Origin of the sequence: Baia soyae (assembly GCF_004341445.1) — a bacterium.
GTDB lineage: Bacteria > Bacillota > Bacilli > Thermoactinomycetales > Thermoactinomycetaceae > Baia > Baia soyae.
Window position 1 is genome coordinate 1 of record NZ_SLXV01000043.1, and the last position, 24836, is coordinate 24836.

The window sequence follows — 24836 nt, forward strand, 5'->3', positions numbered from 1 at the left end:
GGCCCCGTAGGTCCTGTGGGTCCCTGAGGCCCCGTAGGTCCTGTGGGTCCTTGAGGTCCTTGAGGCCCCGTAGGTCCTGTGGGTCCCTGAGGCCCCGTAGGTCCTGTGGGTCCTTGAGGTCCTTGAGGCCCCGTAGGTCCGGTAGGTCCTGTGGGTCCTTGAGGTCCCTGAGGTCCCTGAGGCCCTTGAGGTCCCTGAGGCCCTTGAGGTCCCTGAGGCCCAGTCGGTCCCGTAGGTCCAGTAGGCCCTTGGGGCCCTTGAGGTCCCTGAGGTCCCTGAGGCCCCGTAGGTCCTTGAGGTCCTTGAGGCCCCGTAGGTCCGGTAGGTCCTGTGGGTCCTTGGGGTCCTTGAGGTCCTTGGGGTCCTTGAGGCCCTTGAGGTCCCTGAGGCCCTTGAGGTCCCTGAGGCCCTTGAGGTCCCTGAGGCCCAGTCGGTCCCGTAGGTCCAGTAGGCCCTGTGGGTCCTTGGGGTCCTTGAGGTCCTTGGGGTCCTTGAGGCCCTTGAGGCCCTTGAGGTCCTTGAGGTCCGGTAGGTCCTGTGGGTCCTTGAGGTCCAGTCGGTCCAGTAGGCCCTTGGGGTCCTTGGGGTCCTTGAGGCCCTTGGGGTCCTTGAGGTCCTTGAGGCCCTTGAGGTCCTTGAGGTCCGGTAGGTCCTGTGGGTCCTTGAGGTCCAGTCGGTCCCGTAGGTCCAGTAGGCCCTTGGGGTCCTTGGGGTCCTTGAGGCCCTTGGGGTCCTTGAGGTCCTTGAGGTCCCTGAGGCCCAGTCGGTCCGGTAGGCCCTGTGGGTCCCTGAGGTCCTTGAGGTCCTTGAGGTCCGGTAGGCCCTGTAGGTCCTTGAGGCCCTTGAGGTCCGGTAGGTCCTGTGGGTCCTTGAGGTCCTTGAGGCCCCGTAGGTCCGGTAGGTCCTGTGGGTCCTTGGGGTCCTTGAGGTCCTTGGGGTCCTTGAGGCCCAGTCGGTCCGGTAGGCCCTGTGGGTCCCTGAGGTCCTTGAGGTCCAGTCGGTCCGGTAGGCCCTGTAGGTCCTTGAGGCCCTTGAGGTCCTTGAGGTCCGGTAGGTCCTGTGGGTCCTTGAGGTCCCGTAGGTCCCGTAGGTCCAGTCGGCCCTTGGGGTCCTTGGGGTCCTTGAGGCCCTTGGGGTCCTTGAGGTCCTTGAGGCCCTTGAGGTCCCTGAGGTCCCTGAGGCCCTTGAGGTCCCTGAGGCCCAGTCGGTCCCGTAGGTCCAGTAGGCCCTTGGGGTCCTTGAGGTCCTTGAGGCCCCTGAGGTCCCTGAGGCCCTGTGGGTCCTTGAGGTCCTTGAGGCCCTTGAGGCCCTTGAGGTCCCTGAGGCCCTTGAGGTCCAGTCGGTCCAGTCGGTCCAGTACCGCCCTGAATACCAGTCGCTCCTGTCGTCCCCGTAGGTCCGTTGGGCCCCGTAGGAATCTCTAGCCTTACTTTGGCAGAACCAGGTGTGACTAAAATGTCTATCGTATTGGATACAAAGTTTAGTATATCTCCGAAACCCATTTGAGCACTTCCGCTTGTTCCTGTGTTTCCTTGAACGAAAAATAAGAAATCACCTGTGGCAAAAGTCCCTGTCGGTCCGGTCGCTCCTGTGGGTCCAGTCGGACCTGTCGGTCCAGTAGCCCCAGGAGCCCCAGTAGCCCCAGGAGGTCCGGGAGGTCCCCCGCTTGGTCCCGTGACGCCCGTGGGTCCTGTTGGTCCAACTGAGATGGGAATAGACAATGCCTTCTTCAGCTTAGAGTTTAGTTCTTTTTCTAATAAGGTAGCTTCTTGAATGGTACTATTGACGCTCTCGTTTATTTGAAGCAATTCGCTAATGGATGTAGTAGGTGGGGTTGTAATACCGGGTAGTGTTCCGAGAGCGTATTGTACTTTCTCCCCTTCAGCATTCAAAATATGGCTTAACGCCAATTCTTCTAAAGCAATAGAGAGTAGTAGGAAATTAATTGCTTCTTCCCGGTCGAAAGGAGTGATAGGAGGCCAATTGGAACACCACATAACGAAAACACCCCCAGTGATTTCTATCACCAATACTATATTCATTCGTTAATATATTGTGATTTTCATATAGAGATTGAGGATTATCCCCTGTCTGTATGTAAGGGATTGGCGTAATAATTTACTTATTTGTACATAAGGATGTAGAGATATAAGTATGTCTTAACCAAGAGTTGCATTTATTGGATAGATTATGAGGTAGTTTCGAGGAGGAGAGAGATGTCTGATCATCCACCTATCGTAACCATACATTTATGGGTTTCTGAGCGTGCAAATCTAGACAAATTGATAAACGATTGTAATGAACAAAGTATCGCGATTGAAGTGCATGACGCTAAAGATGAATTCCATCTTAATTTCAAACAGCCTAGAGTTTATTTCTCACTTGGTAGAGATCCATCTTTATTTCCAGCTCTCAGTTCTTTGCCTGCGAATGAACGGAAACGTTGGTTACACTTTCATTCTGTAGAAGAAATTACTCCGCAACATGCTTTCTACTGCTGGCTACATAGCACCGAACCCCTTCCTCAAAATAGGGAAATACCACCTACTACCTTTTCTTCAGATACTCCCCTTGTTTCTGTTTTTACTGTTAGTTATAAGTCGCAAAAGAGGATCAAGAGGCCTTATCAATCCCTTTTAAATCAAACGTATCAAAATTGGGAATGGGTTATTGTTGATGATTCCGATGATCATGAGGAAACGTATCAGGAATACTTGCTTCCTTTAGATGATTCAAGGGTGAGAAGGTATCGTCAAGATTCGCGTAGCGGGTACATTGGAGCAGTGAAGCGATATGCAGCAGGGCTATGTACGGGAGAAATTTTAGTAGAGCTGGATCACGATGATGAGTTAACTGCTGATTGTTTAGAGAAAATGGTGCAGGCGCTACAACGACACCCGGAATGCGGCTTTGTTTATGGAGAGAGTGCAGAATTACACGAGGATACACTTAATCAACATTGGTATGGTTGGGATTTTAGCTATGGATACGGAATCTATTATCGAGTCTGGGTCCATGAGTTGGGATGTTGGCAAAATGTATGCAAAAACTCTAGCTTAAACTGGACTACAATTCGTCATTTGGTAGGATTGCCTAATCATCCCCGTGCGTGGACTAGAGATTGTTATCACCTGATCGGAGGCCATAGAAAAGAGCTTTTGGTAGCAGATGATTATGATCTCTTAGTAAGAACGTTTCTTTGTACAAAGTATTTAGGAATTCCTGGATTGCTTTATTTGCAGTACCGCAATGAAGGTGGAAATAATTCTACCTTTATACGAAATCGCCAAATCCAGATCTTATGTGGACAATTAGAATATTATTATCGAGCGCGAATTAATAGCAGAATGGCAGAGTTGGATGCACCCTGTCTAGATGAGGTTCCTTATGAACGGATTTGGACCCGGTCACCAGATAGCCCAGCACAGAAAATCGTTCATGTTGTCGATGAGGACCCAAATCGAGTTTCTTTGATTTTTCCATTTTTATCTCCATGCCAAGGAGAGGATCATACTAATCTACTTAAAACTCTACAAAGTGGAATAGAGACGAATTTCAAGGAGTTTGAAGTGATTATCGTAGGAAATGTTCATCCGGACATTGAATATTTTGCTGCCCGTGCACCGGGAGGAGCGATTCGCTGGTGGCCTATGGATGAGGGTGAAACCATAGAGTCATGCATTCAGTATGCGAAGATGTGTGCTTCATGTGTTAAAAAAATAGTGGTTCTCCCTAAATCATGAGTCAACTAAAGCCACTTGTCATTTGGGGATGTGGTGGTCATGCTCGCGAAGTGAATCATCTTTGCGAGCAGATTGGCTGTGAAGTAGTAGGTTTTTTAGATGAGCGTCCAGAGATGAAAGGGAAAATCATAGATGATATTCCTGTTTTAGGAGACTTAACGGATATTTTATCTAGGCGAAATCATGTAGAAATTGTATGTGCAGGTGTAGGGGATCCAGCTTTAAAAAAACGATTTGCTAGAAAAACGATCGAATTAGAGTTTTCGATAGCTCCCTCTCTCATCCATCCATCTGTTTATCTATCTAAGCGAAGCCATGTTGGGGTGGGTAGTGTCATTTGCGAGGGGGTTATTTTAACGACTCGAGTCGAGATTGGGGATTTTGTCATCATTAATCGTGGAGCCAATATAAGCCATGATAATCAGATAGGAAATTATGTAACAATCGCTCCTGGGGTAAATATAGCGGGTCATGTTGTGATCGAGGAAGGAGCTTATCTGGGGATTGGCTGTTCGGTTCGAGAAAAAATAGGAATCGGGGCTTGGTCGATGGTGGGCGGTGGCGCTTTTGTCCATCAGGATGTTCCGGACAAAGTCTTATATGCTGGAGTGCCAGCGCAATTTAAAAAAGAGAGAGTGGTAGGGGATGAATAGAGAATCGTACCCATTAGTTAGTGTATTAATTCCTGCCTACAATCGGCCAGATACGTTGAAAATCGCTATAGATTCTATTTTAGATCAAACTTATCCGAACATCGAAATCATTATTTGTGATGATAGTAGTGACGATCGGGTGAGTGAGATGATGGATTCTTCTTATTCACATCTTCCGCAGATTCGTTATTTCAAAAATGAACAGAATTTATTTATTGGAAACTGGCATAAATGTTTTGATTTGTCATCAGGTGAGTATATCAACTACTTAATGGATGATGATGTATTTCATAGAGAGAAAATTGCTACGATGATGTCTTACTTTCTTCGCTTTGAAAATATTACCCTTGCTACTTCTTATCGCCAAACGATTGATGCAAATGGAGAACACATTCCTCCTATCTATGCTACCCAAAGACTATATCGAGAAGATCGAGTTATGGATGGAAAAATGCTGGGGAATTATGCCTTATCGCATTGCTTAAATGTGATTGGAGAGCCTACAACCGTACTATTTCGAAAAAAGGATTTAATCGATCGTTACGGATTCTATCAAGGAAAACAATATGTACTCTTAAATGATATGGCTGCTTGGCTATCCCTGTTATCAAAAGGAAGGGCCGTTTACATTACGGATGCCATGAGCTATTTTCGTCTTCATCCAAATCAGAACAATGAGACGTTAGGTGCAAACTTATTTAGTGAATGGTTGGATCTGATGATTGCTTCCCGCGAAGATGGCTTTTTGGATCGGGATGATCTATATCAAATGGCTCTTAGAAGCTATCGTGATCGTGTCGGAGGATACCCTGCATATGCGAAGGATATTGATCGAATTGATACGATTTTGGCATCATTATAAACGCAAAAAAGGAACTTTATTCGAGAAGAATAAAGTTCCTTTTTTGCGTTTGGCCTTTACATCCTATTTATATAGGTATCTTGGAAGGCTTTTTGACTTCTCTTGTAACCCTCGTCGCTCTTTTGATGAGTAAAAAGATGCTGTCCACCATGTAAGCACCACGGTTCACTCTGATAAGGAATTCCAACATCGTAACCGTTTCTGATAAACTCTTGTGTTTGAGAGGAATCGTAGAAGTGCGATCCATCAAATAAGTCTTCTTTCCATGGTAAGTCATACTGGGTGGCCATTAAGCAACCATCCATCGCTTTAACAGGAGTATAAGGTGTACCTGTCTTCATAGAATGAGATACAACTTGATATAGGTCATCAGGGCAATGAATTAATTTTCCAATGAGAAAGGGTGATTCCCACCAAATGCCACTCGAAGGTATGGTTTCGCATCCAATCATCCCTACTAATCCCAACTGTGGATGGGCATGGAACAAGTGTAATAAATCGTGAAGGAAATTCTTATTTAAAATAAATGTATCTTGTTTGATATAAATTTTATATTTTGCTGGATGATGGATTGCTACATTGTAGGCTTGTGCTATGCTGGTTGCCTTACGGATTTGGCAATAGTCGAATTTATATCCTGCTGGGACTGATAATTGTTGAATGTGATGTTGGCATTTTTGATAGACTTCTTCATCGTCGATACAAGTGACAAATAAAAAGGAATTTTCATCTAATGGCTTGTTGAGGTTGATGTTGACTCTTTTCTTGGCTTCAATGACGTAATGATGGGTGCGGGAATCCTCTGAAAAATGGGGATCTCCGATCTTTAGGTCTGATAATACTTCGCCTAAACGACCAATTAAGTTTTCATGGGTTTCGGAGCTTCGGGTCAGGTTTTTGACAGAGATGATTTCGTAGCCAGCTTTTTCAAACAAGGATACGATTTCTTGACGTGTAAAAAAGCGGAGATGTTTCTCATCAAGTAACCCATTGTTTGCGTATTCCCAGCGTCCATCTAAAAGATCCATAAGAATGGAAATATGAGCCACATTAGGGATTCTAGCAACTATGGTTCCAGATGGTTTTAAGTAAGATTTTACTTTTTTTAAGGTAGCCCATGGATCATTCAGATGTTGAAGAACATCACTTAATATGATCTGATCAAAAAAATCATCTTCGAAGGGAAGCGAACAAGTTTCAATGTCCTCGCATAGAACATTTGTTAGCTTTTCAGCAGCCATCTTTGCTAATTCGGGCGATTTTTCAATCCCATATACTTCTGTCCCGAAATGACCTTTTAATATGCTTCCTAGGTTCCCCTCACCACATCCAATATCTAAGACCCGTGAAATATTGGTATTACCAGGGTTTTTCATTGGATTATTACTAGTTTCCATTTGTCCATAAAGATTTTCCACATGATCACTCCTCACAGAAAAGATGTATATTTTCTTATATGAAAAAAATTCGTATATAGAATAAAAAAAAGAATCAAAAAAAATAAAGTATTTTTTGAGTGGTTGTAAACTGCTTTTATTGTACTTTTTGTTAGGCATTTGAATATAGATGTTGAAGGGAAAGTTGATTAATTGTAAGGAGACGATAATAGATGATATCGATCAGTTTGTGCATGATTGTAAAGAACGAGGAAGATGTGATTGGTCGGTGTTTAGACACAGTAAGAGACATAGTAGATGAGATTGTAATCGTAGATACTGGATCGACAGATCGTACGAAAGAAGTTGTTAGCGAGTATACCGATCGAATTTTTGATTTTGAATGGATTAATGATTTTTCTGCAGCTAGAAATTTTGCTTTTGCCCAGGCTACTCAGGAGTATCTTTTATGGATGGATGCAGATGATATTTTAAAACCAGAAGACCAAGAAAAATTGCGCATCTTAAAAAGATCATTAGATAAGAAGATAGATGCTGCTTCGATGTTATATATCTTAGCAACAGACGATGCGGGGAATGTTACAGGTAGTTCTAGAAGATATAGGCTTGTCAAAAGAGAAAAAGGTTTCCGCTGGATTGGATTCGTTCATGAGTACCTAGAGGTTCACGGTAATTTAATAGATACTGATATGGCAATCACCCATGCATCACTACGGCATGATAGTAATCGTAATATTACGATATTCGAAGAAATGATTGCAAAAGGGCGGAGTTTCAGCCCTAGAGATATGTATTACTATGCGAATGAGCTTTTTGACCACGGTAAGCGTAGAAAAGCAATAGAGCAATATACTGAGTTTCTAGATTCAAAACAAGGATGGGTAGAGGATAATATTCGTGCCTGTCACCGCTTATCTGACTGTTATGCTCATTTTGAAGAAAAGGCAAAAAGTTTGGAGTGGCTCTTTCAAGCATTACGTTATGATGCTCCACGATCCGAAACATGCTGTCGAGTTGGGAATTTCTTTTTTGAACAGAATAACTATTTGGCAGCGATTTATTGGTATGATCAAGCGATTCAATGCAAGGATCACGGTATGCTAGCCATACGGACCGATGTTTATTCAGCATGGATTCCTCTTCTTCAATTATGTGTTAGCTATGACAAGATTGGTGAACATGAGAAGGGATGCTATTATAATGAGCAAGCGGCTAAGCTTCGTCCAAAAGATCCGATTGTAATCGGTAATAGAGAGTATTTTTCGAAAGTTTTAAAGAGAGAGATTGTTCCGGCGACATACTAGCACACGAATGTACTTAAAAAGGGAAGTCCGCTGTTTCTACCCCAACTAGAAACAGCGGACTTCCCTTTTGGTCGAACTCTTGCTTACAATGCTATTCTTCAAAGCATATAGTATCATCACAATCGAAAGCATGTTTATTGTTAATTAGACATAAAATTTTATGGAATTTGAATTGGAGTAGCATTTCTTTATAGATAACATCTTCTAAGATTTTGTCGACCGAATCATTAATGCAAAGTAACTCGGTGAGAGTGGTTTTACGATGGTGATGATCGCAAGGGTTCTGGTCGCAGTCGTGCAATGTTCCAAGTGCGTACTGAATTTTCTCCGCTTCTGCATTCACTATGTGGGCATGGGCGAGCTCTTCCATCGCGATGGAAGATAGCAGTAGGTTGATGGCTTGATGGGTGGTAACTTCAATAATCGGGGTAATATTGGGGATATTAGGTTGAGACAAAAAATCACCTCTATTCACTGCAAAAAAGTAATTGTCTTGATTCACTATATTCGTTAAGATATTTTTCATTCTCTATTTGACTAATTTAATCAGAAGTTCGAATAAATATGAATTATAGTCATAAATTAGGTAATGAGTAGAGGGGGGGTGATTAGATGAGCATGCCAGAGATTCCAGAACAGCCACATAGACCACAGTTCTCTGAAGTTATTATCGACCTATTAGAATCGATTGCATTGGAAGAAATAGCTCTTTCTCATCTTATTCATTCTGAAGCAAAGAAAATTAAGGCATTTATAGGTGGGCAATTGGATTTTCCGACCAACCCTACTAACCAAGAGATCGAAAATTTCAATCAACATATTCAGAAGTTAGTAGATATTACGGTGATGAAGGATTGGCTATTATATAGAAAGTTGGAAGGTGTGATTCATCTAAGCTCCCAGCGAACACGAAAAGGGCAAAAACAAGGGCATCAACCAAAAGAAGATACATATGATTTTCATCATGATATATATGAATTCGATGATTTGGAGAGTCAGGATCATCATTTTCCTTTTGAGTTTTACGATGGGGAGTAGTCCATATGGAGATGTCCGAGAAGAAAAGAAAGACAGAAGAGGAAGTAAAGAAGCTTAGTTGGATTGCCATGAGTCAATTAGAGAAAGCAACTATTTATTACTTGCTTATATTTGTTCAATTTATCGAAGCATTAGAGTCACGAAAAGTGGATATTTCTTCGTATCGACCGGAATCATTATTTGTATTGGTGAATCAACTCAGAGTTTTGTTACTCCGAAAAAAAGAATGCTATTCGCTTTATTGGAAGGATTTAGATCAAGAAGTTTTATTTTCTAATAAATTTCACAATAATTATGAGAAGTTAATAATGGAAATACGAAAAAAAAACAAGCGATACCAAGGGCAGTATCCTTGGGATCGCATTATGGATGAATTAAAAAGGTACAAGGAATATCAAATTCTAAAGAAGGAGCTAGAGGAAGAAGATAAGTCTCTCTATCCACCTAGTTCACTTACGAAAAAGTCGGACCGCTTAAAATCGACTCCGTTTATCGAAAAACATAAACCAATCATCCAAAAGAAATCTGTAGAGAAGAAGAAGGCATCATCATGGACGAAACCTTCAGAAGATGATAAACCGGCTACTGAGCCAAAGCCTGTAAAGAGTGTGAAGGGATCGCCATGGAAGAAATATGAAGAAGATAAGAAGCAAAGTATCCAGCAAAAGACGGTAGAGAATGCGAAAGTGTCGTCTGTATCATCATGGGTGAAGTTTGGCGAGGATGAGAAGCGAAACTCACAAAAGAAATGGATCGAGGATGAGAAACAGAAGAGTTCGATCGAAAATGAAAAGGCTCCATTAATAGAGAATGAAAAAACTCCATTATGGAAGAAGTTCATTAAGGATAGAGGTTTTTCTAAGTCATCAGAGCAAGAGGATGGGCCGAAAACGAAAACAGAGTCTACCAATCAAGAGATTCACCCTAAGCCGATACCTAAGCCGAAAATTACGGAGAAGCCTAAAACAGCTTATCCAGTCGATCAACGTAAGAAAGAAATTAATTGGTCAAGGACTGGAATACGTATCTTTTTAAATCATAAATCTTAATGTAGGAAAAGGGGGATATTTGACCATTATGAAAACTCTTTCTTTATGTATGATTGTAAAAGATGAAGAGAAGTGGATTGGCCAGTGTTTAGAGAGTATTCATCGTGTCGTAGATGAAATGATTATTGTAGATACTGGTTCTACTGATCAAACGGTTGAGATTTGCCAATCTTATGGTGCAACGGTTCTCCCATATACTTGGAACGAAAATTTTGCGGACGCTCGTAACCATGGTCTGAAACATGCGAAGAGTGATTGGATCTTGTGGTTAGACGCAGATGAAGAGGTGGATCAGAAGGATATTTCCAAATTAAAAGAAGCTTTAGATACAGAAGAAAACATATTATTGATCCAGCTTATTAACTATTTTGGAGATTTCCCGCCCGATCCAGATCAGGCGTTCTTATTAGCGCATCATCGTTTATTCCGAAACCATATGGGATTCCGTTTTGAAAATGCGATTCATGAGAAGCTAAATGTTTCGGAAGTGCTAGGAGATATCTACGAAGTAACTATTCTCCCCATTCGAGTGCATCATTACGGGTATACAGATCCGTTTGTGAAGAACAAGAATAAACTAGAGCGAAATCTTCGGATGCTAGAGAAAGAAAAGGAAAAGGAAGGCTATAGTCCTTGGGTGGACTACCATATTGCGAGTGAATACTATCGGGCAGAAAAGTATACAGAGTCATTTGAATATGTAAATGAGTCGATCCGGGGATTTGTCAGAAATAAGCAGGTTCCGCCTTCTCTCATTTATAAACTAAAGTATGCTGTTTTACTATTGGTAGGTAGCCATGAAGGAGCTTGGCCAGGGATTGAGAAAGTAATTGAGATTTACCCCGATTATGTAGACTTGCATTTTTATAAAGGAGTTATTCTCTTCTTACAAGGGGAGTATGACAAAGCGATTCAGGTATTTAACCATTGCTTGGAGCTAGGAGAGGAACACACGATTCATCTTGTCCTAAAAGGATCTGGCAGTTTCCATCCGCACTACTATATTGGAAGATGCCAAGAAAAACGAGGAAATATAGAAGGTGCTATTGCGGCATATCGCATGGCAATTGAACAATCGCATCACTACGAGCCTGCCATACAAGAGCTACAACGGCTGCTGCCAAAGGAGAGTGTAGGATTAGATCAATCCGTATCTGTGGCGAGTAGCAAAATGGAAGGAAGTGTTTCCGATTAAGGTTAGTATTATTATACTCACATACAACCAATTGGAGTTTACAAAACGATGTGTGGAAAGTATTTATCGACATACGCCAAGAGGTCAATTTGAGTTGATTTTTGTAGATAATGGATCTAGTGATGATACGGTTCGATATTTGACGAGTTTGTCAGAAGTAAGCATTATTTTAAACGAGAAAAACGTAGGATTTGCTAAGGGTTGTAATCAAGGCGGAACGATTGCAAAGGGAGAGTATATTCTCTTTTTAAACAATGATGTGATTGTAACCAAAAATTGGCTTGAGCCTATGTTAGAACGAATCATAGCAGATCCAAGAATCGGCATGATCGGACCCGTTAGTAACTATGTAAGTGGTGCACAAATAGTTCGGGCAAGCTATCACAGCGTAGATGAGCTAGATATTTTTGCAGAGAGATATTGTATCGAAAGTCAAGGAAACACAAGGAAAGTGCACCGTCTAGTTGGATTTTGTCTCTTGGCTAGAAAAACGATACTAGATGAAATTGGTTGGTTTGATGAGCAATATGTATCAGGAAATTTTGAAGACGATGATTTGTCTTTGAAAGTTCTGCAAAAAGGATATGAGTTGTGGATTGCCAATGATTCATTTGTCCACCATTTTGGTCACGCGACCTTTAATGGAAATCCAGATTTGAGCTTTCAACACTTATATCATGTAAATCGTCAGCGCTATATAGAGAAGTGGCACATTCCTCCCGAACAACTTTTCCCGCGCTACGAAATTCTACACATGATTCCACCCACATCGAAAAGAATTCTAGATGTAGGATGTTCGGTGGGAACATTAGGCGCGGAACTGTTAAATAGGCAAAGCTGTGAATTATACGGAATTGAAATATCTCAGACTGCAGCTGATATTGCAAATGTCTATTACCAAGATGTTCAAGTGTCGGATGTAGAAAATATGCAGGATACGTATCCCCATGATTTTTTTGACACCATTGTATTTTCTAATATTTTGGAGTATTTAACAGATCCATGGGGCATTGTCCAACGATTTGCTACATATCTTCAGTCGGGTGGGTCTATGATCATTTGTGTTCCTAATATGGTACATGCAAATAATCAACTTCATTATTTGCAAGGAAATGGAGTTAGCCACACACACCTTCGCTCATTTACTCCGAGCACGATCCAGTCATTATGTTCTCTGGATTTCTTTACGATTGAGAGGCAAGAGTATACACACTCCCAAGTGGATGCGAATCTTCTACAGTTTTTATCAGAACTAAAAATCCTAGGAGAACAACATGGCTATTCGTTTCCTGTGACAGAACATGCTAGTTGCCTTCAGATCCTCTTGCAGGCGGTTAAGAAATAGGAGGGTCATATTCTAAATGAGGGAGGGCATGTAGTGGCTACCATTAGTTTATGTATGATCGTTAAAAATGAGGAAAAAAACCTAGAAAATTGCCTGTCTTCTGTTAAGGATGTAGTGGACGAAATCGTGATTGTTGATACAGGATCTACTGATCGGACCAAGGAAATTGCTAAGAGATGGACCAATCGTATCTATGACTTTGAATGGATCGATGATTTTTCGGCTGCTCGAAATGTTTCTTTTCAATATGCAACGAAAGATTATATTTTTTGGTTAGATGCAGATGATGTCATGGAGCAAAAAGAAATAGAGAAGTTTAAATTCCTAAAGAAATCTCTATCAGAGGAAGAAATAGACGTTGTTTATATGAAGTATTTTCTTCCTTCAAACAAAATAGAATCACACACAACCCGAATTAGAATGATAAAGAGAGGTCTATCCGCTAAGTGGGGTGGGATTGTCCATGAGGATATCACCGTTAATGGAGAACATCGATATACCTTATCAGATGTCGTCATCACCCATACCAAAGACCTAAACAATACGGATGATCGACGTCCTTCACGTAGAAATCTGGAGATTTATGAACTAAATATTGCTAGAGGTCACAAATTAAGTGTTGCTGATATGTTTAACTACGCGCGAGAATGTTCTATTCATAAGGATTATCCAAATGCGATTAAGTATTTTGAGCTGATTCGGGACCATCCTGAGGTTTCATTGCAGAATAATATGTTTATCTATCACAAATTAGCTACTTGTTATGTATTAAATGGTCAACCAGAAAAAGAGTTGGAACTTACACTGCAATCGCTGTCTCTTGATATGCCGTATCCTGCTTTCAGCTGTAGAATGGGCGAGCATTTTATCAAGACTGGGCAAATAGAAGTAGCGATTTTTTGGTATAAAACAGCCTATATGCAGCCCCTATCCGATTCCTATTCGTTTTCGGTTGCAGATGCTACATACCATACATGGCTCCCTCATCAGCAACTTGCTATCTGTTATGAGGCATTAGGAGAGATGGATCAAGCAGATTTCCACAATCGTCAAGCAGAGTACTATAAGAATAGGTTGGTCAATCAAACGAAAAAGGTAAACACATCCTTGAATACCATGGATAGCCGATCATGATTGCAGGTAACAAATAGGCAAGTCAATCCGACTTCGCCTTTTTGTTACTGTTTATGACTATGAATCATTGACAGGAGGTGTGTAATCATGTCGCAAGCAAATATACCAAATATCACATCAACGATTGTGATCACCCGAAAACATGCCGTTACTCTTCTTCTCTCTTCCATCGCGTTAGAGGAGTTAGGATTAAGTCATATTCTTAATTCTGAAGGGGAGAAGCTTCAGTATATATTGGGAAACTTACCCGGAATTACTCCAGAGAAACATGCTACGATTACGGATTTACTGATCATGAATCGAAGTATTCTGGAGACACTTCGAGAAGTGATGAGGAAAGAATGGGCCTTACAAGGAAAACTAGATAGCATAGTAGACACTGATCTCTTATGTGCTCCCATTTGTGTGCCTTGTTTCCAGAGGAGAATGATAGAAAAACCCCCAACGTTTAAAAATCTGAAAAAGGCTGTGCGGCTAGCAAGAGGAACTGAAATGAATAGCAGTAGAAAATGCCCAACAGGACATGCGCCGCGGCTAGCACAAAAGAAGGAGCCGTTATCGAGAGGAAGATATCGCGGGTCTTATCGAACTTTAGCAAGAAGGTTCGGTGGTTTGTGAGTGATGATATGTAGTGATGAAGAAGAGGCGGGTAGTACCTGCCTTTTTTGCGTTTAGGTTCAAGGAGTCTACATGATATAGGTCCACGCACTTTAGAATTTATAGAATAGAGTAGAAAGGAGAAGAAGATTTATTCCAGCTCAAGTATCATTGGTACAAAATAAATGGAGAGGAAGTGTTACCATGTCCCAAGCGAATATACCAAATATCACACCTGCGATTACCATTTCACGCGAAGATGTAATTACTTTACTTCTCTCTTCCATCGCGTTAGAAGAGCTGGGTCTAAGCCATATTCTAAATGCGGAGGGCGAGAAGCTTCAGTATGTACTAGGTACTCTGGAGGGAGTGACAACACCCTTTACCGCTACTTTAGATGAGCTGTTAGCCATTAACAATAGCGTCCGTCAAACGATTAGTACATTGAAAAAGAAAGAATGGATCCTACAAGAAAAGCTAGAGAACGTTTTGCGGATGATTTAAATAAGGGATAAAGATTGAAAAAAGAAGAGGTGGAGAACCTCTTCTTTTTTTGTGTGTCTTATGGGCACACATCCAGCCCATGGTGAATAGAGTAGGGAAGAAAGATGAAGAGGGTTGGAGGTGTAGATAGATGTCTCAGGCAAATATACCAAATATTACTCCTGCGATTTCCATCACGCGAGATGATGCGGTTAATTTACTACTCGCCTCAATCGCGTTAGAGGAATTAGGACTGAGTCACATTATCAACGCAGAAGGTGAGAAAATTCAGTATATACTAGGTACTCTGCCAGGGATTACGCCGGTGCAGAGGCCTACTGTTAGCGACCTCTTGGCTTTAAATGCAAGTGTTCGCGAGACCATACGTGAATTAAGAAGAAAAGAATGGATTCTACAAGAAAAACTAGAGAGCATCTTAAGTTTAGAGCTTGGTCCCTAATAAAAGGGTCCTCTTTTTTTTGCCATCCAGATAGTGCCTTCACCTCTAATCCTTTTCTGGTTACAATAGGATTTATCAAGTTTATTCAGAAGAGCGATCTAGGAGTGGAGTCTATGAATAACAAACAGGTAGTTCGTATTCTAAACCAATTGGCTGATTATCTGGATCTGGCAGGCGAGAATTCATTTAAAGTATCTGCCTATCGAAAAGCAGGTAGAGCTGTCGAAGCGAGTCGTTTTGTGATTGCGGATCATTTAGACCGTTTATTAGAGTTGCCAGGAGTGGGAAAAGGGACAGCAGGAGTGATTGAGGAGATTGTAGAGACAGGTCAATCTTCTCAGTTAGAACGATTGCGAAATGAACTACCGCAGGGTCTTCCTGACTTGCTCTCTTTACAAGGGGTTGGCCCGAAAACGATCTATACGTTATACAAGGAACTAGGGATTACGAGTCGAGAAGAATTATTGCAGGCCGCGGAATTAGGACGAATTCGAGGGTTGACTGGATTTGGAGCGAAGAAAGAGCAAAAGATTTTAGAGGCAGTACAAAATTTCGCACAGCGCTCTGAGCGAGTACTGCGAGTTCATGCCCTTCAGGTAGCGAAGGAGATTGAACGGAATCTTACTACACTTTCTTTCATTCAGAAGATGAGTGTGGCAGGAAGCTTGCGAAGGGGAAGAGAGACGGTAAAAGATCTTGATTTCGTTATCGCAACGACTCATCCGGAAGAAGTAGCGGATCAAATTGTGCAACTTCCGTTTGTAAAAGAGATTGTCAATCAGGGATCTACGAAAGTAAGTGTGGTCGTGGATGTCGAAGGAATTCAGATGAGCGTTGATTTTCGTTTGGTGACGAGGGAGCAGTATGCAAGTGCTCTCCACCATTTTACCGGGTCTGCTGAGCATAATATCCGGATTCGGCAACGTGCCAAGCAAATGGGCTATAAAGTGAGCGAGTATGGCATTTTCCATGATGATTCCGAAGAAATGATTACCTTCGCGGAGGAGAAAGACTTTTTTGCTCATTTACAATTAGCCTATGTACCTCCCGAACTACGAGAAGACCGTGGAGAGATGGAAGCAGCGGAGCAAAATCAGGTCCCTACCCTGTTCCAGCAAGGAGATTACATGGGAGATCTTCACATGCACTCGCTCTATAGTGATGGAGCTCATAGTATACGCGAGATGGCAGAGGCAGCAAAGGAACGCGGGTATGAATATATCGCGATTACCGACCACTCTCAGTCTCTACAAGTAGCGAATGGCTTGACGATTACAGAGCTTCGTGAGCAGTGGGAAGAGATTGCACAGGTGAATCGAGAAGTAGAAGGGATTACCGTCTTAAGAGGAACAGAGATGGATATTCTCCCGGATGGGCGGTTAGACTTTCCTGATGAAGTATTAGCGGAGTTGGATGTCGTCATTGCCTCTATCCATTCAGGTATGAAACAGGATCGAGACACCTTAACTAGGCGATTAGTAGAAGCGATGGAAAATCCATATGTACATATCATCGGTCATCCGACAGGCAGAGTCTTATTTAAACGAGATGGCTATGATCTCGATTTTGATCACATCTTCCAGACTGCTAAAGATACTGGGACGATCCTCGAATGTAATGCCAACGGGCGCCGTCTGGATCTAAATGATGAATTGCTAAAAAAGGCGAAAGATGAGTACGGTCTCACCTTTACGATTAATACCGATGCCCACTCAGTCCCTGATCTTTCACGCGTTGAGTTAGGCATATCCACTGCTAGGCGTGGATGGCTTACGAAACCAGATGTAATTAATTCGAAGGGACTGGATGAATTACAAGAATTCTTAAAGGAAAAAAGAAAGAAGAATCGAAAGAACCGTTGAACCAATGCTCACTTCTATGATCGTGTCATGGAAGTGAGCCATTCGATGTTTACGGGGTAGCGGAAAAGGGTTTATTTTGACTATAATAGAGCGATGCCGTATACTCTTAATCTTATTAATTGAAAGAAAAATAACAAAAGGATGAGATTATCTTGCAATTTCGATATCAGATGGAGTTACTCGTGACGGCCCCCCTTGAAAAGATAAGGGAGTATTTGACGAATCCGTTTCGTCCTACGACGCAGTTGTATACGTTGTTTTTTTATGATCATCAGAAAGCGGGTGGTCGCGGTTTGTTTCTAAATCACGAATCCTTTTTTCGGGAGCGTGCCTATACGCAAATCATGAGAAACGAGCCTGATCACTTTGTTCTTTATCGAAAACAGGGTGCTAGTTATTATGAAGAGAATTTTCAATTAGAACAAAAAGGAGATCAAGTCCAGATCCAAGCGACTCTGGTTTGGAAAAAGGAATCTTGGTTTTCGCAATTAGCGTGGGTGATAGGTAGCTTTTGGTTAAGCCATCAGATGAGGAGCTATTTAGAGCGAATGGCGCTTCAAATGGAAGAATACGCAGTTAATGCTATGCAAGTACAAAAGAAGTACGATTACCAGGTGTTACGTATGACGGAACCAGATCTTTCGAAATTATTTGCGCTTCAAATGGTGGGGATCTCTCTTCATTGGCAAATGCTACTTGCTATTTTGGCGACTTGTTTTGGAGCGATATGGGCGCTGGACCATGATAACTATGGTTGGTTTTTTACTTTTGCTACCTTAGCGATGGTGTTGGTGACGCGGTATTTGGACCGGTTATGGATTTATCGATTGTTAGATCTGTATTGGCTCCTGCTTATTGGATTAACGATCAAATGGCTATTTTACTCATAGAGATCGTCTTCTGATCCGACTTGAAAGCCATGCCTTTTTAGCAACGCACTGGTCACACCGTCTCCAGATATCTTCTTTCCTTGAAACTTTCCGTCATAGATAAATGAACTTCCACAGGATGGGCTATTTTCTTTTAAAATAACCATCGTGGCGCCAACCTTTTTTGCTAGTTGTAGAGTATGATTCGCACCATTGATAAATTGTTCTGTGACATCTTCGCCACATTTTGTGATGACATTTGCTTTTCCGTCCAAGACATCTTCACCCGATCCTCCTACAATTTCTGCTGGATCCCTAGGGATAGATAGTCCTCCAGAGACTTCTGGACATACATAGATCGCTTTTTTTTCGGTTACTAATTTCTGTGCGATATCAGCTAAACTTGCTTTGCCATCATAGCGACAGGGAACTCCTGCTAAGCAAGCACTAATCAGAATCACCCGCTACACCCCTTTTTTGAATCATTTTCATGATACAGATAGAGTGCATCATAAAACAAGACTTAGTCCATAGACCAAGCCCTGTTTATACCAAGATATCCTATGAGTCTACACGATCTTTGATGGTGGGCGAAAATAGATCGACAATCCCGATAATCAGTGCCGCCACGATTGCACTAAAGACACCAATCTCAAAGCCGTTTACGATCATAGATGTAATATAGAGTACGACTACTGTACTAATAAACCCAACAATTCCTCTACCATACGGCGAGATTCGCTCTCCAAACAGCATTTCCATTAACCAACCGAGAAGAGCGATAAAGAGAGCAGCGATAATAGCGGTACCGAAGCCAGAAATTCTGAATCCTGGAACCAAAGCAGCAACAATCATTAAAACGATGACAGATACGATAAAACGGACGATATGACGAATCATGGTTCCATCCTCCTAATACGTGATTGCCTTTAGTATGCGCAGATAATGCTTTTTCAAACATAAGAAAATAAGTTTGATTTCATTCGAATATGGGTACCGAATTATGTTAAGCTGTCATGAAAATGAGCGGAAAAATGATATACTAAAGTTGTTTGCTTGAAGGGAGTGCACGGTTTTGTCAGATTGGACACAAAAGACATTAGAATTTATGGAAGTAAAAGAAATGATAAAATACTACTCTTCCTCTGATTTGGGGAAGTCTCTTATTGATGACACAGAGCCCTCTGATGACTGGGAAGAGGTATCAGAGCGTCTATATATAACCTCCGAGGGAATCGAACTTCTTCGTCTGAAGGGAGATGTCACACTGGGAGGAATACGTGATATTCGTTCTTTTGTTCGCAGGGCAGAGATTGGTGGATTATTAAACGAAGCCGAATTACTTGATATTGGAAGTACCATTCATGCTGGACGGAAGATTAAGGCTATGCTCAGGCAGTTAGACGTAGAAATAGCATCACTTCCTCGTTTGCGTGGGTTAACGGAGCAGATTGAAAGCTTGGAACATATTGATACGGAGATCGCGAACAGTGTTGATGAACAAGGTTTTGTGCGGGATTCGGCCAGTAGTGAGTTGCGGCGTGTTAGACAAGCGATTGGAACGATTCGTTCTCGCATTCAGTCAACGTTAAATAACCTACTCCGCAATTCCAATACCCAGAAAATGCTACAGGAGTCCATTATTACACAGCGTTATGACAGATATGTGATTCCAGTAAAAGCAGAGTATCGCGGATCCTTTCATGGAATTGTACATGACCAGTCTTCGTCTGGAGCTACCCTGTTTATTGAACCAGAAGCAGTTGTTCAGCTGAATAATCAATTACGAGAACAGGAGTTAGCTGAGGAACGGGAAGTAGAAAAGATACTGTATCAACTTACGCAGATGATCGCAGAATCGGTGGAGCCACTCCGCTTAAACTTAGATATCTTGGCTCAATTGGACTTTACAGTAGCAAAAGCACAGTTTGCTCGTGCGGTGAAAGCAGTTGTTCCGAAGCTATCTCAAGATCGAACGCTTGTCTTGAAAAAAGCACGCCATCCACTGATTGCGAAGGATACAGTGGTGCCGATTGATGTAGAGATGGGACAAGCTCATCAAGCGGTCATCATTACAGGGCCTAATACAGGTGGGAAAACCGTTAGCTTAAAGACCATCGGACTCTTTGCCTTGATGACTCAGTCTGGATTTCCGATCTTAGCAGAAGAAGAGAGCCAGATGCCCATTTATAGTGGTGTATTTGCTGATATTGGGGATGAACAGAGCATTGAACAGAGCTTAAGTACTTTTTCCTCTCACATGACGAATATCATCCGGATCTTAGGAAAGATCGATCACGAGAGCTTGGTATTATTTGATGAGCTGGGTGCGGGTACAGATCCGACAGAAGGGGCTGCGCTTGCCATCTCGATCTTAGAGCACTGTATTGGAATGGGTGCCGCTGTGGTTGCGACGACCCATTATAGTGAGTTAAAATTATTTGCTCATACGCACTCACGCACGGTAAATGCAAGTGTAGAGTTTGATGTAGAAACCCTTCGGCCTACCTATCGCCTGCTAATCGGAGTGCCAGGGAAAAGTAATGCTTTTGCCATCTCTAAGCGTCTAGGGCTTCCAATATACTTGATTGAAGATGCTAAATCGCATATCTCCAGTGATGATAATCGCTTAGAGGAGATGATTACGACTCTTACTTCCGAGCGAAAAGCCACAGAAGATGCGAGGATGGATGCTGACAGATTACGAACTGAGGCAGAAGAAATGCATCAAGGCCTTGAAGCAAAATTGCAAGCTTGGGAAGAGGAAAAGGCGCAGATTCGTGAAAAGGCTAGGCTAGAAGCAAGACAAATCATCAGTAACGCGGAACGTGAAGCAGATGAGGTGTTAAAGCAACTTCGCGAATGGGCAAAGGCTCGTCCACAGGAATTGAAAGAGCACAAACTGATTGAAACACGCAAACGATTAGGCAATGCAGTACCTGATTTAGAGTTACACCGCAGCGCAACAATAAAGAAGAAATCAAACGAGAAGTTAGTGGTGGGGGATGAAGTATTTGTTGCTAGTTTGAGCCAAAAAGGCGCGATTGTAGAAGTACTAAGCGACAAGGAATTTCAAGTGCAAATTGGTGCTTTAAAAATGAAGCTAAAACGGGGTCAACTAGAGAAGCGAGAAAGCAAACCGCAACCTCAACAACCCAAATCCACTTCATCCATCAGCCGTAAAGCAGATGTCCGCCCGGAGCTTGATTTGCGAGGGCATCTCGTAGAGGAAGCTATTATGGAGATCGATCGTTATCTCGACCATGCGGTCTTAGCAGGCTATAAACAGGTTCATCTCATTCACGGAAAAGGAACCGGAGCTCTCCGCACTGGTGTTCAACAATTCCTCCGTTCCCACCGTAACGTGAAATCGTTTCGACTCGGGAGCATGGGTGAAGGCGGCTCAGGTGTAACCGTTGTCGAGATTCAGTAAAGGAGCGAACGAACCCGATGGAACATCTTCCCAAGATCTTGATTCCCATTGCGCTAGCCTTTCTGGCGGTAGGGATTTATTGGTTTATCAAATATGCTTAAGAATAAAGAAAGACACCTTCTGTTTAAAGAGGGTGTCTTGTTTGATGAAAATGTCTCATTCTAATAGGCGTGCAACATCGTATGTAGTTTCTCTTTTACGGTATCCCATTCACGATCCAAAATGCTGTATATGGCAGCATCTCGGATTCGCCCATTTGGCAACTGGCGGTCATTTCGGAGAACGCCTTCTCTCGTTCCGCCAATCCGTTCAATTGCTTTCTGGGATTTCAGGTTTAGTATATCAGTTGTAATCTGCACTCGAATCATGTTTAGCGTTTCAAATACATGCTGTAGTAGTAATAACTTACATTCTGTATTAACTGCGGTTCGTTGTACTTCAGTGGCATAGTAAGTAAATCCTAATTCGCACGTTCGCGCTTCTGGTTTGATGTTATATAACCTTGTACTTCCTACGATTCGATTTAATTCCTTATGCCAAACGACAAACGGGATCTCTTTTCCACACTGATGTTCCTTAAGGGCGTGGATAACAAGCTTATGCATATCTTCTTCCGATTCCAAGTTGCTTGTCATATGAGTCCAGATAGCTGGATTTGATTTTACGATTTGATATAAGTCTGTCACGTGTTGTTCTTGTATGAGTTGCAGGGAGACAATGTTTCCATCAAGTTGTATGCTCACTTTATCCACCTCTTTTTATAAATAAATCCCTATTGGGATAATCTAATTATGATTCATTAAAAAATATAAGTATACCTAGATAAAAACAAAAACATTACTCTTTACAACTCAAATCGCTCAGAGTATGATAAGCGAATTAGCAACTCAAATAAAAGCAATTAGTCGCTTAATCCGTCTTATAAAAGGAGCGGGGGAACCAAACTTGGGGTGAATCCTTAGTAGTATCTAAGGTAGGGTTACTCTCATAACCCGAATCCGTCAGCTAACCTCGTAAGTGCTAATGGAGGAATAGGAAAAACATGTTTTATAAGTTGAAACGGTTTTTAATCGGAAAGCCTTTGCAGTCAAATGAATTACACGGTCAAAAGCTTAATAATTTAAAAGCATTAGCGATCCTTTCTTCGGATGCACTTTCTTCCGTTGCGTATGGTCCTGAGCAAATTTTGCTTGTCCTTGCCACGATCAGCGTACTTGCTTTCTGGTATTCGATTCCGATTGCAATTGGAGTGCTAGTCTTACTTGCGGTATTGATTCTGTCGTATAGACAGATTATCTATGCATACCCAAGTGGCGGCGGAGCTTACATGGTCGCAAAAGAAAACCTAGGTACCAACTATGGCTTGGTAGCTGGAGGTTCTTTGCTTGTTGACTATATTTTAACCGTTGCGGTTAGTGTCTCGGCAGGGACGGATGCCATTACTTCTGCATTCCCTGTGCTACATCCGTATACAGTGCAGATCGCTATTCTATTAGTTGCACTCATTACTTTATTAAATTTACGAGGACTTACTGAATCAGCTTCCATCTTGGCGTATCCAGTCTATTTATTTGTCCTTGCACTTGTGATCGTAATCATTGTAGGGATCTATCAAATCTTGACAGGTCATGCAACCACAGCTGCACACACCTCTATAGGGACTCCTGTAATGGGAATTAGTTTCTTCTTATTACTAAAGGCGTTTTCCTCTGGGTGTTCGGCATTAACAGGAGTAGAAGCGATCTCCAATGCGATTCCAAACTTCAAAGAACCTGCCCCTAAAAATGCAGCCTTCACCTTAACGTGTATGGGTATTATTTTAGCCGTACTTTTCTCCGGAATTGTCTTTTTAGCCTATTGGTATGGAATTGCTCCTTCTGGAAAAGAAACCGTTATGTCGCAATTAAGTGCGTCCATCTTTGGAAGAGATTTCATGTATTACTTCGTCCAAGCTACAACTGCATTGATCTTAGTCTTAGCGGCAAATACAGGGTTCTCAGCGTTTCCACTTCTTGCTTACAACTTGGCAAAAGATAAGTATATGCCTAGAGCATTTACCGCTAGAGGAGATCGTTTGGGATATTCCAATGGGATTATTACCTTAGGGATGGCTTCGATTTTCCTGATTATCATATTTAAGGGTAAAACAGAGAGCTTAATTCCACTCTATGCAGTGGGTGTGTTTATCCCATTTGCCTTATCCCAAACAGGAATGATTTTCAAATGGCTCCGTACGAAGCCAAAAGGTTGGGGCTGGAAGTTCTCGGTCAATCTATTAGGAGCGTTGATTTGCTATCTCATCTTAGTCATTTTCTTCGTTACGAAGTTTGGCCAAGTATGGCTTTCCTTACTCTTCGTACCAGCTGTGGTATTCGTTTTCCATCAGATTCATCGACATTATGTCGCGGTAGCGGAGCAATTACGGATTGATGAGTCCGTGAAAGTGATGAGTCTCGAAGAAACAGGTAACCTTGTGATTATCCCTGTATCTGGGATTACGACAGTGGTGGAGAAATCGTTGCTTTATGCGAAATCTATATCGAAAGATGCAGTAGCAGTTTATATCGGATATAGCCATGAGAGCATCGAAAAGATGAAGCGAGATTGGGAAGCATGGGAAACAGGGGTCCAGCTTATCACGGTGTATTCTCCGTATCGTGGCGTTATCAAACCGCTAGGTGATTTCTTAGAGGCGATGAGGGAAAAAGCGGATCAATGTGGTTCAGCGATGACGGTTATCATGCCACAGTTTGTAACGAAGAAATGGTGGCATCGATTGCTTCATAATCAATCTGGTTTGCTCATCATTGCGTACTTGCTCAAAGTGAAAAACGTGCATATCACAATTGTGCCTTATCAGTTGAAAAAGTAATTTCTGTTTGAAAGATGAACAAGTGGGAATGAATAAGATAGTTCATTTCACACTACAGGAGGCTTTCCAATGTTAGTAACGACAACAAGCACACTAGAAGGATATCAAGTGACAGAGTATGTAGGCGTGGTAAGTGGTGAAACCATATTAGGAGCAAACGTGGTTCGTGACTTTATGGCTTCGCTTACGGATTTTTTTGGCGGACGAAGCGGTACCTATGAAGGGAAGCTAGCTGAAGCAAGAGAGATCGCTTTACAAGAGATGCAAGAGCAAGCGCGTCGTAAGGGAGCGGATGCCGTTATTGGCGTGGACTTGGATTTTGAAACCATTGGTGGTATGTTGATGTGTATCGCAACAGGTACTGCTGTGAGAATCAATAAATAGATGGTTTGATGCATTTCATTGAAATGACTTGAGTATTCAGCTGATACTCAAGTCATTTTTCAATGTGCGCCCGGCATGGGCGTAGTCTATAGGGTGAAAGTCCCGAATGGTGAAGGTAGCAGTAGCCATTAGCTTAAGGCAAGGGTGTCCACCGTG

General features: G+C 42.2%; 22 protein-coding genes, 1 pseudogene and 1 riboswitch. Of the genes and pseudogenes, 17 read left to right on the forward strand and 6 right to left on the reverse strand.

The window, feature by feature from the left end; genetic code table 11:
• Window positions 1–1772: 1772 nt before the first annotated feature.
• A pseudogene (locus tag EDD57_RS15320) lies at window positions 1773–2042 on the reverse strand (alpha-helical endospore appendage domain-containing protein); the annotation flags it as partial.
• Window positions 2043–2216: 174 nt separating this feature from the next.
• On the opposite strand from EDD57_RS15320, the gene EDD57_RS11805 reads away from it, so the two are divergent.
• Genes EDD57_RS11805 through EDD57_RS11815 form a run of 3 tightly spaced genes read left to right on the forward strand, consistent with a single transcriptional unit; the run spans window position 2217 to window position 5258 of the window.
• Entirely contained in the window at window positions 2217–3743 is a 1527-nt protein-coding gene (locus EDD57_RS11805; RefSeq protein ID WP_131849651.1) for a glycosyltransferase, read from the forward strand.
• On the forward strand, window positions 3740–4396 hold the full coding sequence (locus EDD57_RS11810; protein WP_131849652.1) for an acetyltransferase: 657 nt from the start codon (window positions 3740–3742) through the stop codon (window positions 4394–4396). The genes EDD57_RS11805 and EDD57_RS11810 overlap by 4 nt, the downstream gene beginning before the upstream one ends.
• Window positions 4389–5258, forward strand: a complete 870-nt coding sequence (locus EDD57_RS11815; RefSeq protein ID WP_131849653.1) for a glycosyltransferase family 2 protein — start codon at window positions 4389–4391, stop codon at window positions 5256–5258. Before EDD57_RS11810 ends, EDD57_RS11815 begins: the two co-directional genes overlap by 8 nt.
• Window positions 5259–5314: 56 nt before the next feature.
• On the opposite strand, the gene EDD57_RS11820 is transcribed toward EDD57_RS11815, so the two are convergent.
• The gene (locus tag EDD57_RS11820) at window positions 5315–6676 is read right to left on the reverse strand and encodes a glycosyltransferase (protein ID WP_165873797.1); all 1362 of its coding nucleotides are present in this window, start codon (window positions 6674–6676) and stop codon (window positions 5315–5317) included.
• Between the two features lie 191 nt (window positions 6677–6867).
• Between EDD57_RS11820 and EDD57_RS11825 the strand changes: the two genes are divergently transcribed.
• Complete coding sequence (locus tag EDD57_RS11825; protein WP_131849655.1) at window positions 6868–7959, forward strand: glycosyltransferase; 1092 nt, start codon at window positions 6868–6870, stop codon at window positions 7957–7959.
• 91 nt (window positions 7960–8050) lie between these two features.
• Here EDD57_RS11825 and EDD57_RS11830 read toward each other — a convergent pair whose 3' ends face one another.
• A complete protein-coding gene (locus tag EDD57_RS11830; RefSeq protein ID WP_131849656.1) occupies window positions 8051–8416 on the reverse strand; it encodes an alpha-helical endospore appendage domain-containing protein in 366 nt (121 codons plus the stop codon).
• 155 nt (window positions 8417–8571) lie between these two features.
• Here EDD57_RS11830 and EDD57_RS14650 point away from each other — a divergent pair, with 155 nt between their 5' ends.
• The 10 genes from EDD57_RS14650 (at window position 8572) to EDD57_RS11880 (ending at window position 18012) form a co-directional block, all read left to right on the forward strand.
• The gene (locus EDD57_RS14650) at window positions 8572–8997 is read left to right on the forward strand and encodes an alpha-helical endospore appendage domain-containing protein (RefSeq protein ID WP_207896832.1); all 426 of its coding nucleotides are present in this window, start codon (window positions 8572–8574) and stop codon (window positions 8995–8997) included.
• A 5-nt stretch (window positions 8998–9002) separates the two neighbouring features.
• Window positions 9003–10046: a hypothetical protein gene (locus EDD57_RS11840; protein ID WP_131849657.1), complete on the forward strand. Its 1044-nt coding sequence runs from the start codon at window positions 9003–9005 to the stop codon at window positions 10044–10046.
• A gap of 28 nt (window positions 10047–10074) precedes the next feature.
• A complete protein-coding gene (locus EDD57_RS11845) occupies window positions 10075–11241 on the forward strand; it encodes a glycosyltransferase (protein WP_243649536.1) in 1167 nt (388 codons plus the stop codon).
• Window positions 11228–12586, forward strand: coding sequence for a bifunctional glycosyltransferase family 2 protein/class I SAM-dependent methyltransferase (locus EDD57_RS11850; protein ID WP_165873798.1), 1359 nt, complete (start codon window positions 11228–11230; stop codon window positions 12584–12586). The genes EDD57_RS11845 and EDD57_RS11850 overlap by 14 nt, the downstream gene beginning before the upstream one ends.
• 33 nt (window positions 12587–12619) lie before the next feature.
• Window positions 12620–13720 (forward strand): glycosyltransferase family 2 protein, encoded by a 1101-nt coding sequence (locus EDD57_RS11855; protein ID WP_243649538.1) that lies wholly within the window; start codon window positions 12620–12622, stop codon window positions 13718–13720.
• Between the two features lie 87 nt (window positions 13721–13807).
• The gene (locus EDD57_RS14655; protein WP_207896833.1) at window positions 13808–14338 is read left to right on the forward strand and encodes an alpha-helical endospore appendage domain-containing protein; all 531 of its coding nucleotides are present in this window, start codon (window positions 13808–13810) and stop codon (window positions 14336–14338) included.
• 183 nt (window positions 14339–14521) lie between these two features.
• Complete coding sequence (locus EDD57_RS11865) at window positions 14522–14821, forward strand: alpha-helical endospore appendage domain-containing protein (protein WP_131849659.1); 300 nt, start codon at window positions 14522–14524, stop codon at window positions 14819–14821.
• 130 nt (window positions 14822–14951) lie between these two features.
• Window positions 14952–15260 (forward strand): alpha-helical endospore appendage domain-containing protein, encoded by a 309-nt coding sequence (locus EDD57_RS11870; RefSeq protein ID WP_131849660.1) that lies wholly within the window; start codon window positions 14952–14954, stop codon window positions 15258–15260.
• A 113-nt stretch (window positions 15261–15373) separates the two neighbouring features.
• Window positions 15374–17122, forward strand: a complete 1749-nt coding sequence (gene polX / locus EDD57_RS11875) for a DNA polymerase/3'-5' exonuclease PolX (protein ID WP_243649539.1) — start codon at window positions 15374–15376, stop codon at window positions 17120–17122.
• Window positions 17123–17274: 152 nt separating this feature from the next.
• The gene (locus EDD57_RS11880; RefSeq protein ID WP_131849661.1) at window positions 17275–18012 is read left to right on the forward strand and encodes a hypothetical protein; all 738 of its coding nucleotides are present in this window, start codon (window positions 17275–17277) and stop codon (window positions 18010–18012) included.
• Here the strand turns inward: EDD57_RS11880 and EDD57_RS11885 are convergent.
• Window positions 18003–18452 carry a 2-thiouracil desulfurase family protein gene (locus EDD57_RS11885; protein WP_131849662.1) on the reverse strand — a complete coding sequence of 150 codons (450 nt, stop codon included), beginning with the start codon at window positions 18450–18452 and terminating at the stop codon, window positions 18003–18005. The genes EDD57_RS11880 and EDD57_RS11885 overlap by 10 nt on opposite strands.
• Window positions 18453–18552: 100 nt before the next feature.
• Window positions 18553–18891 (reverse strand): phage holin family protein, encoded by a 339-nt coding sequence (locus tag EDD57_RS11890; protein WP_131849663.1) that lies wholly within the window; start codon window positions 18889–18891, stop codon window positions 18553–18555.
• Window positions 18892–19066: 175 nt separating this feature from the next.
• On the opposite strand from EDD57_RS11890, the gene EDD57_RS11895 reads away from it, so the two are divergent.
• The gene (locus tag EDD57_RS11895; protein WP_279388962.1) at window positions 19067–21424 is read left to right on the forward strand and encodes an endonuclease MutS2; all 2358 of its coding nucleotides are present in this window, start codon (window positions 19067–19069) and stop codon (window positions 21422–21424) included.
• A 161-nt stretch (window positions 21425–21585) separates the two neighbouring features.
• On the opposite strand, the gene EDD57_RS11900 is transcribed toward EDD57_RS11895, so the two are convergent.
• The gene (locus EDD57_RS11900) at window positions 21586–22161 is read right to left on the reverse strand and encodes a GNAT family N-acetyltransferase (protein WP_131849670.1); all 576 of its coding nucleotides are present in this window, start codon (window positions 22159–22161) and stop codon (window positions 21586–21588) included.
• Window positions 22162–22320: 159 nt separating this feature from the next.
• A riboswitch (cyclic di-AMP (ydaO/yuaA leader) is annotated at window positions 22321–22459 on the forward strand.
• A 7-nt stretch (window positions 22460–22466) separates the two neighbouring features.
• Between EDD57_RS11900 and EDD57_RS11905 the strand changes: the two genes are divergently transcribed.
• Window positions 22467–24296: an APC family permease gene (locus tag EDD57_RS11905; protein WP_131849664.1), complete on the forward strand. Its 1830-nt coding sequence runs from the start codon at window positions 22467–22469 to the stop codon at window positions 24294–24296.
• Window positions 24297–24365: 69 nt separating this feature from the next.
• Window positions 24366–24680, forward strand: coding sequence for a YbjQ family protein (locus EDD57_RS11910; protein ID WP_131849665.1), 315 nt, complete (start codon window positions 24366–24368; stop codon window positions 24678–24680).
• Window positions 24681–24836 lie beyond the last annotated feature (156 nt).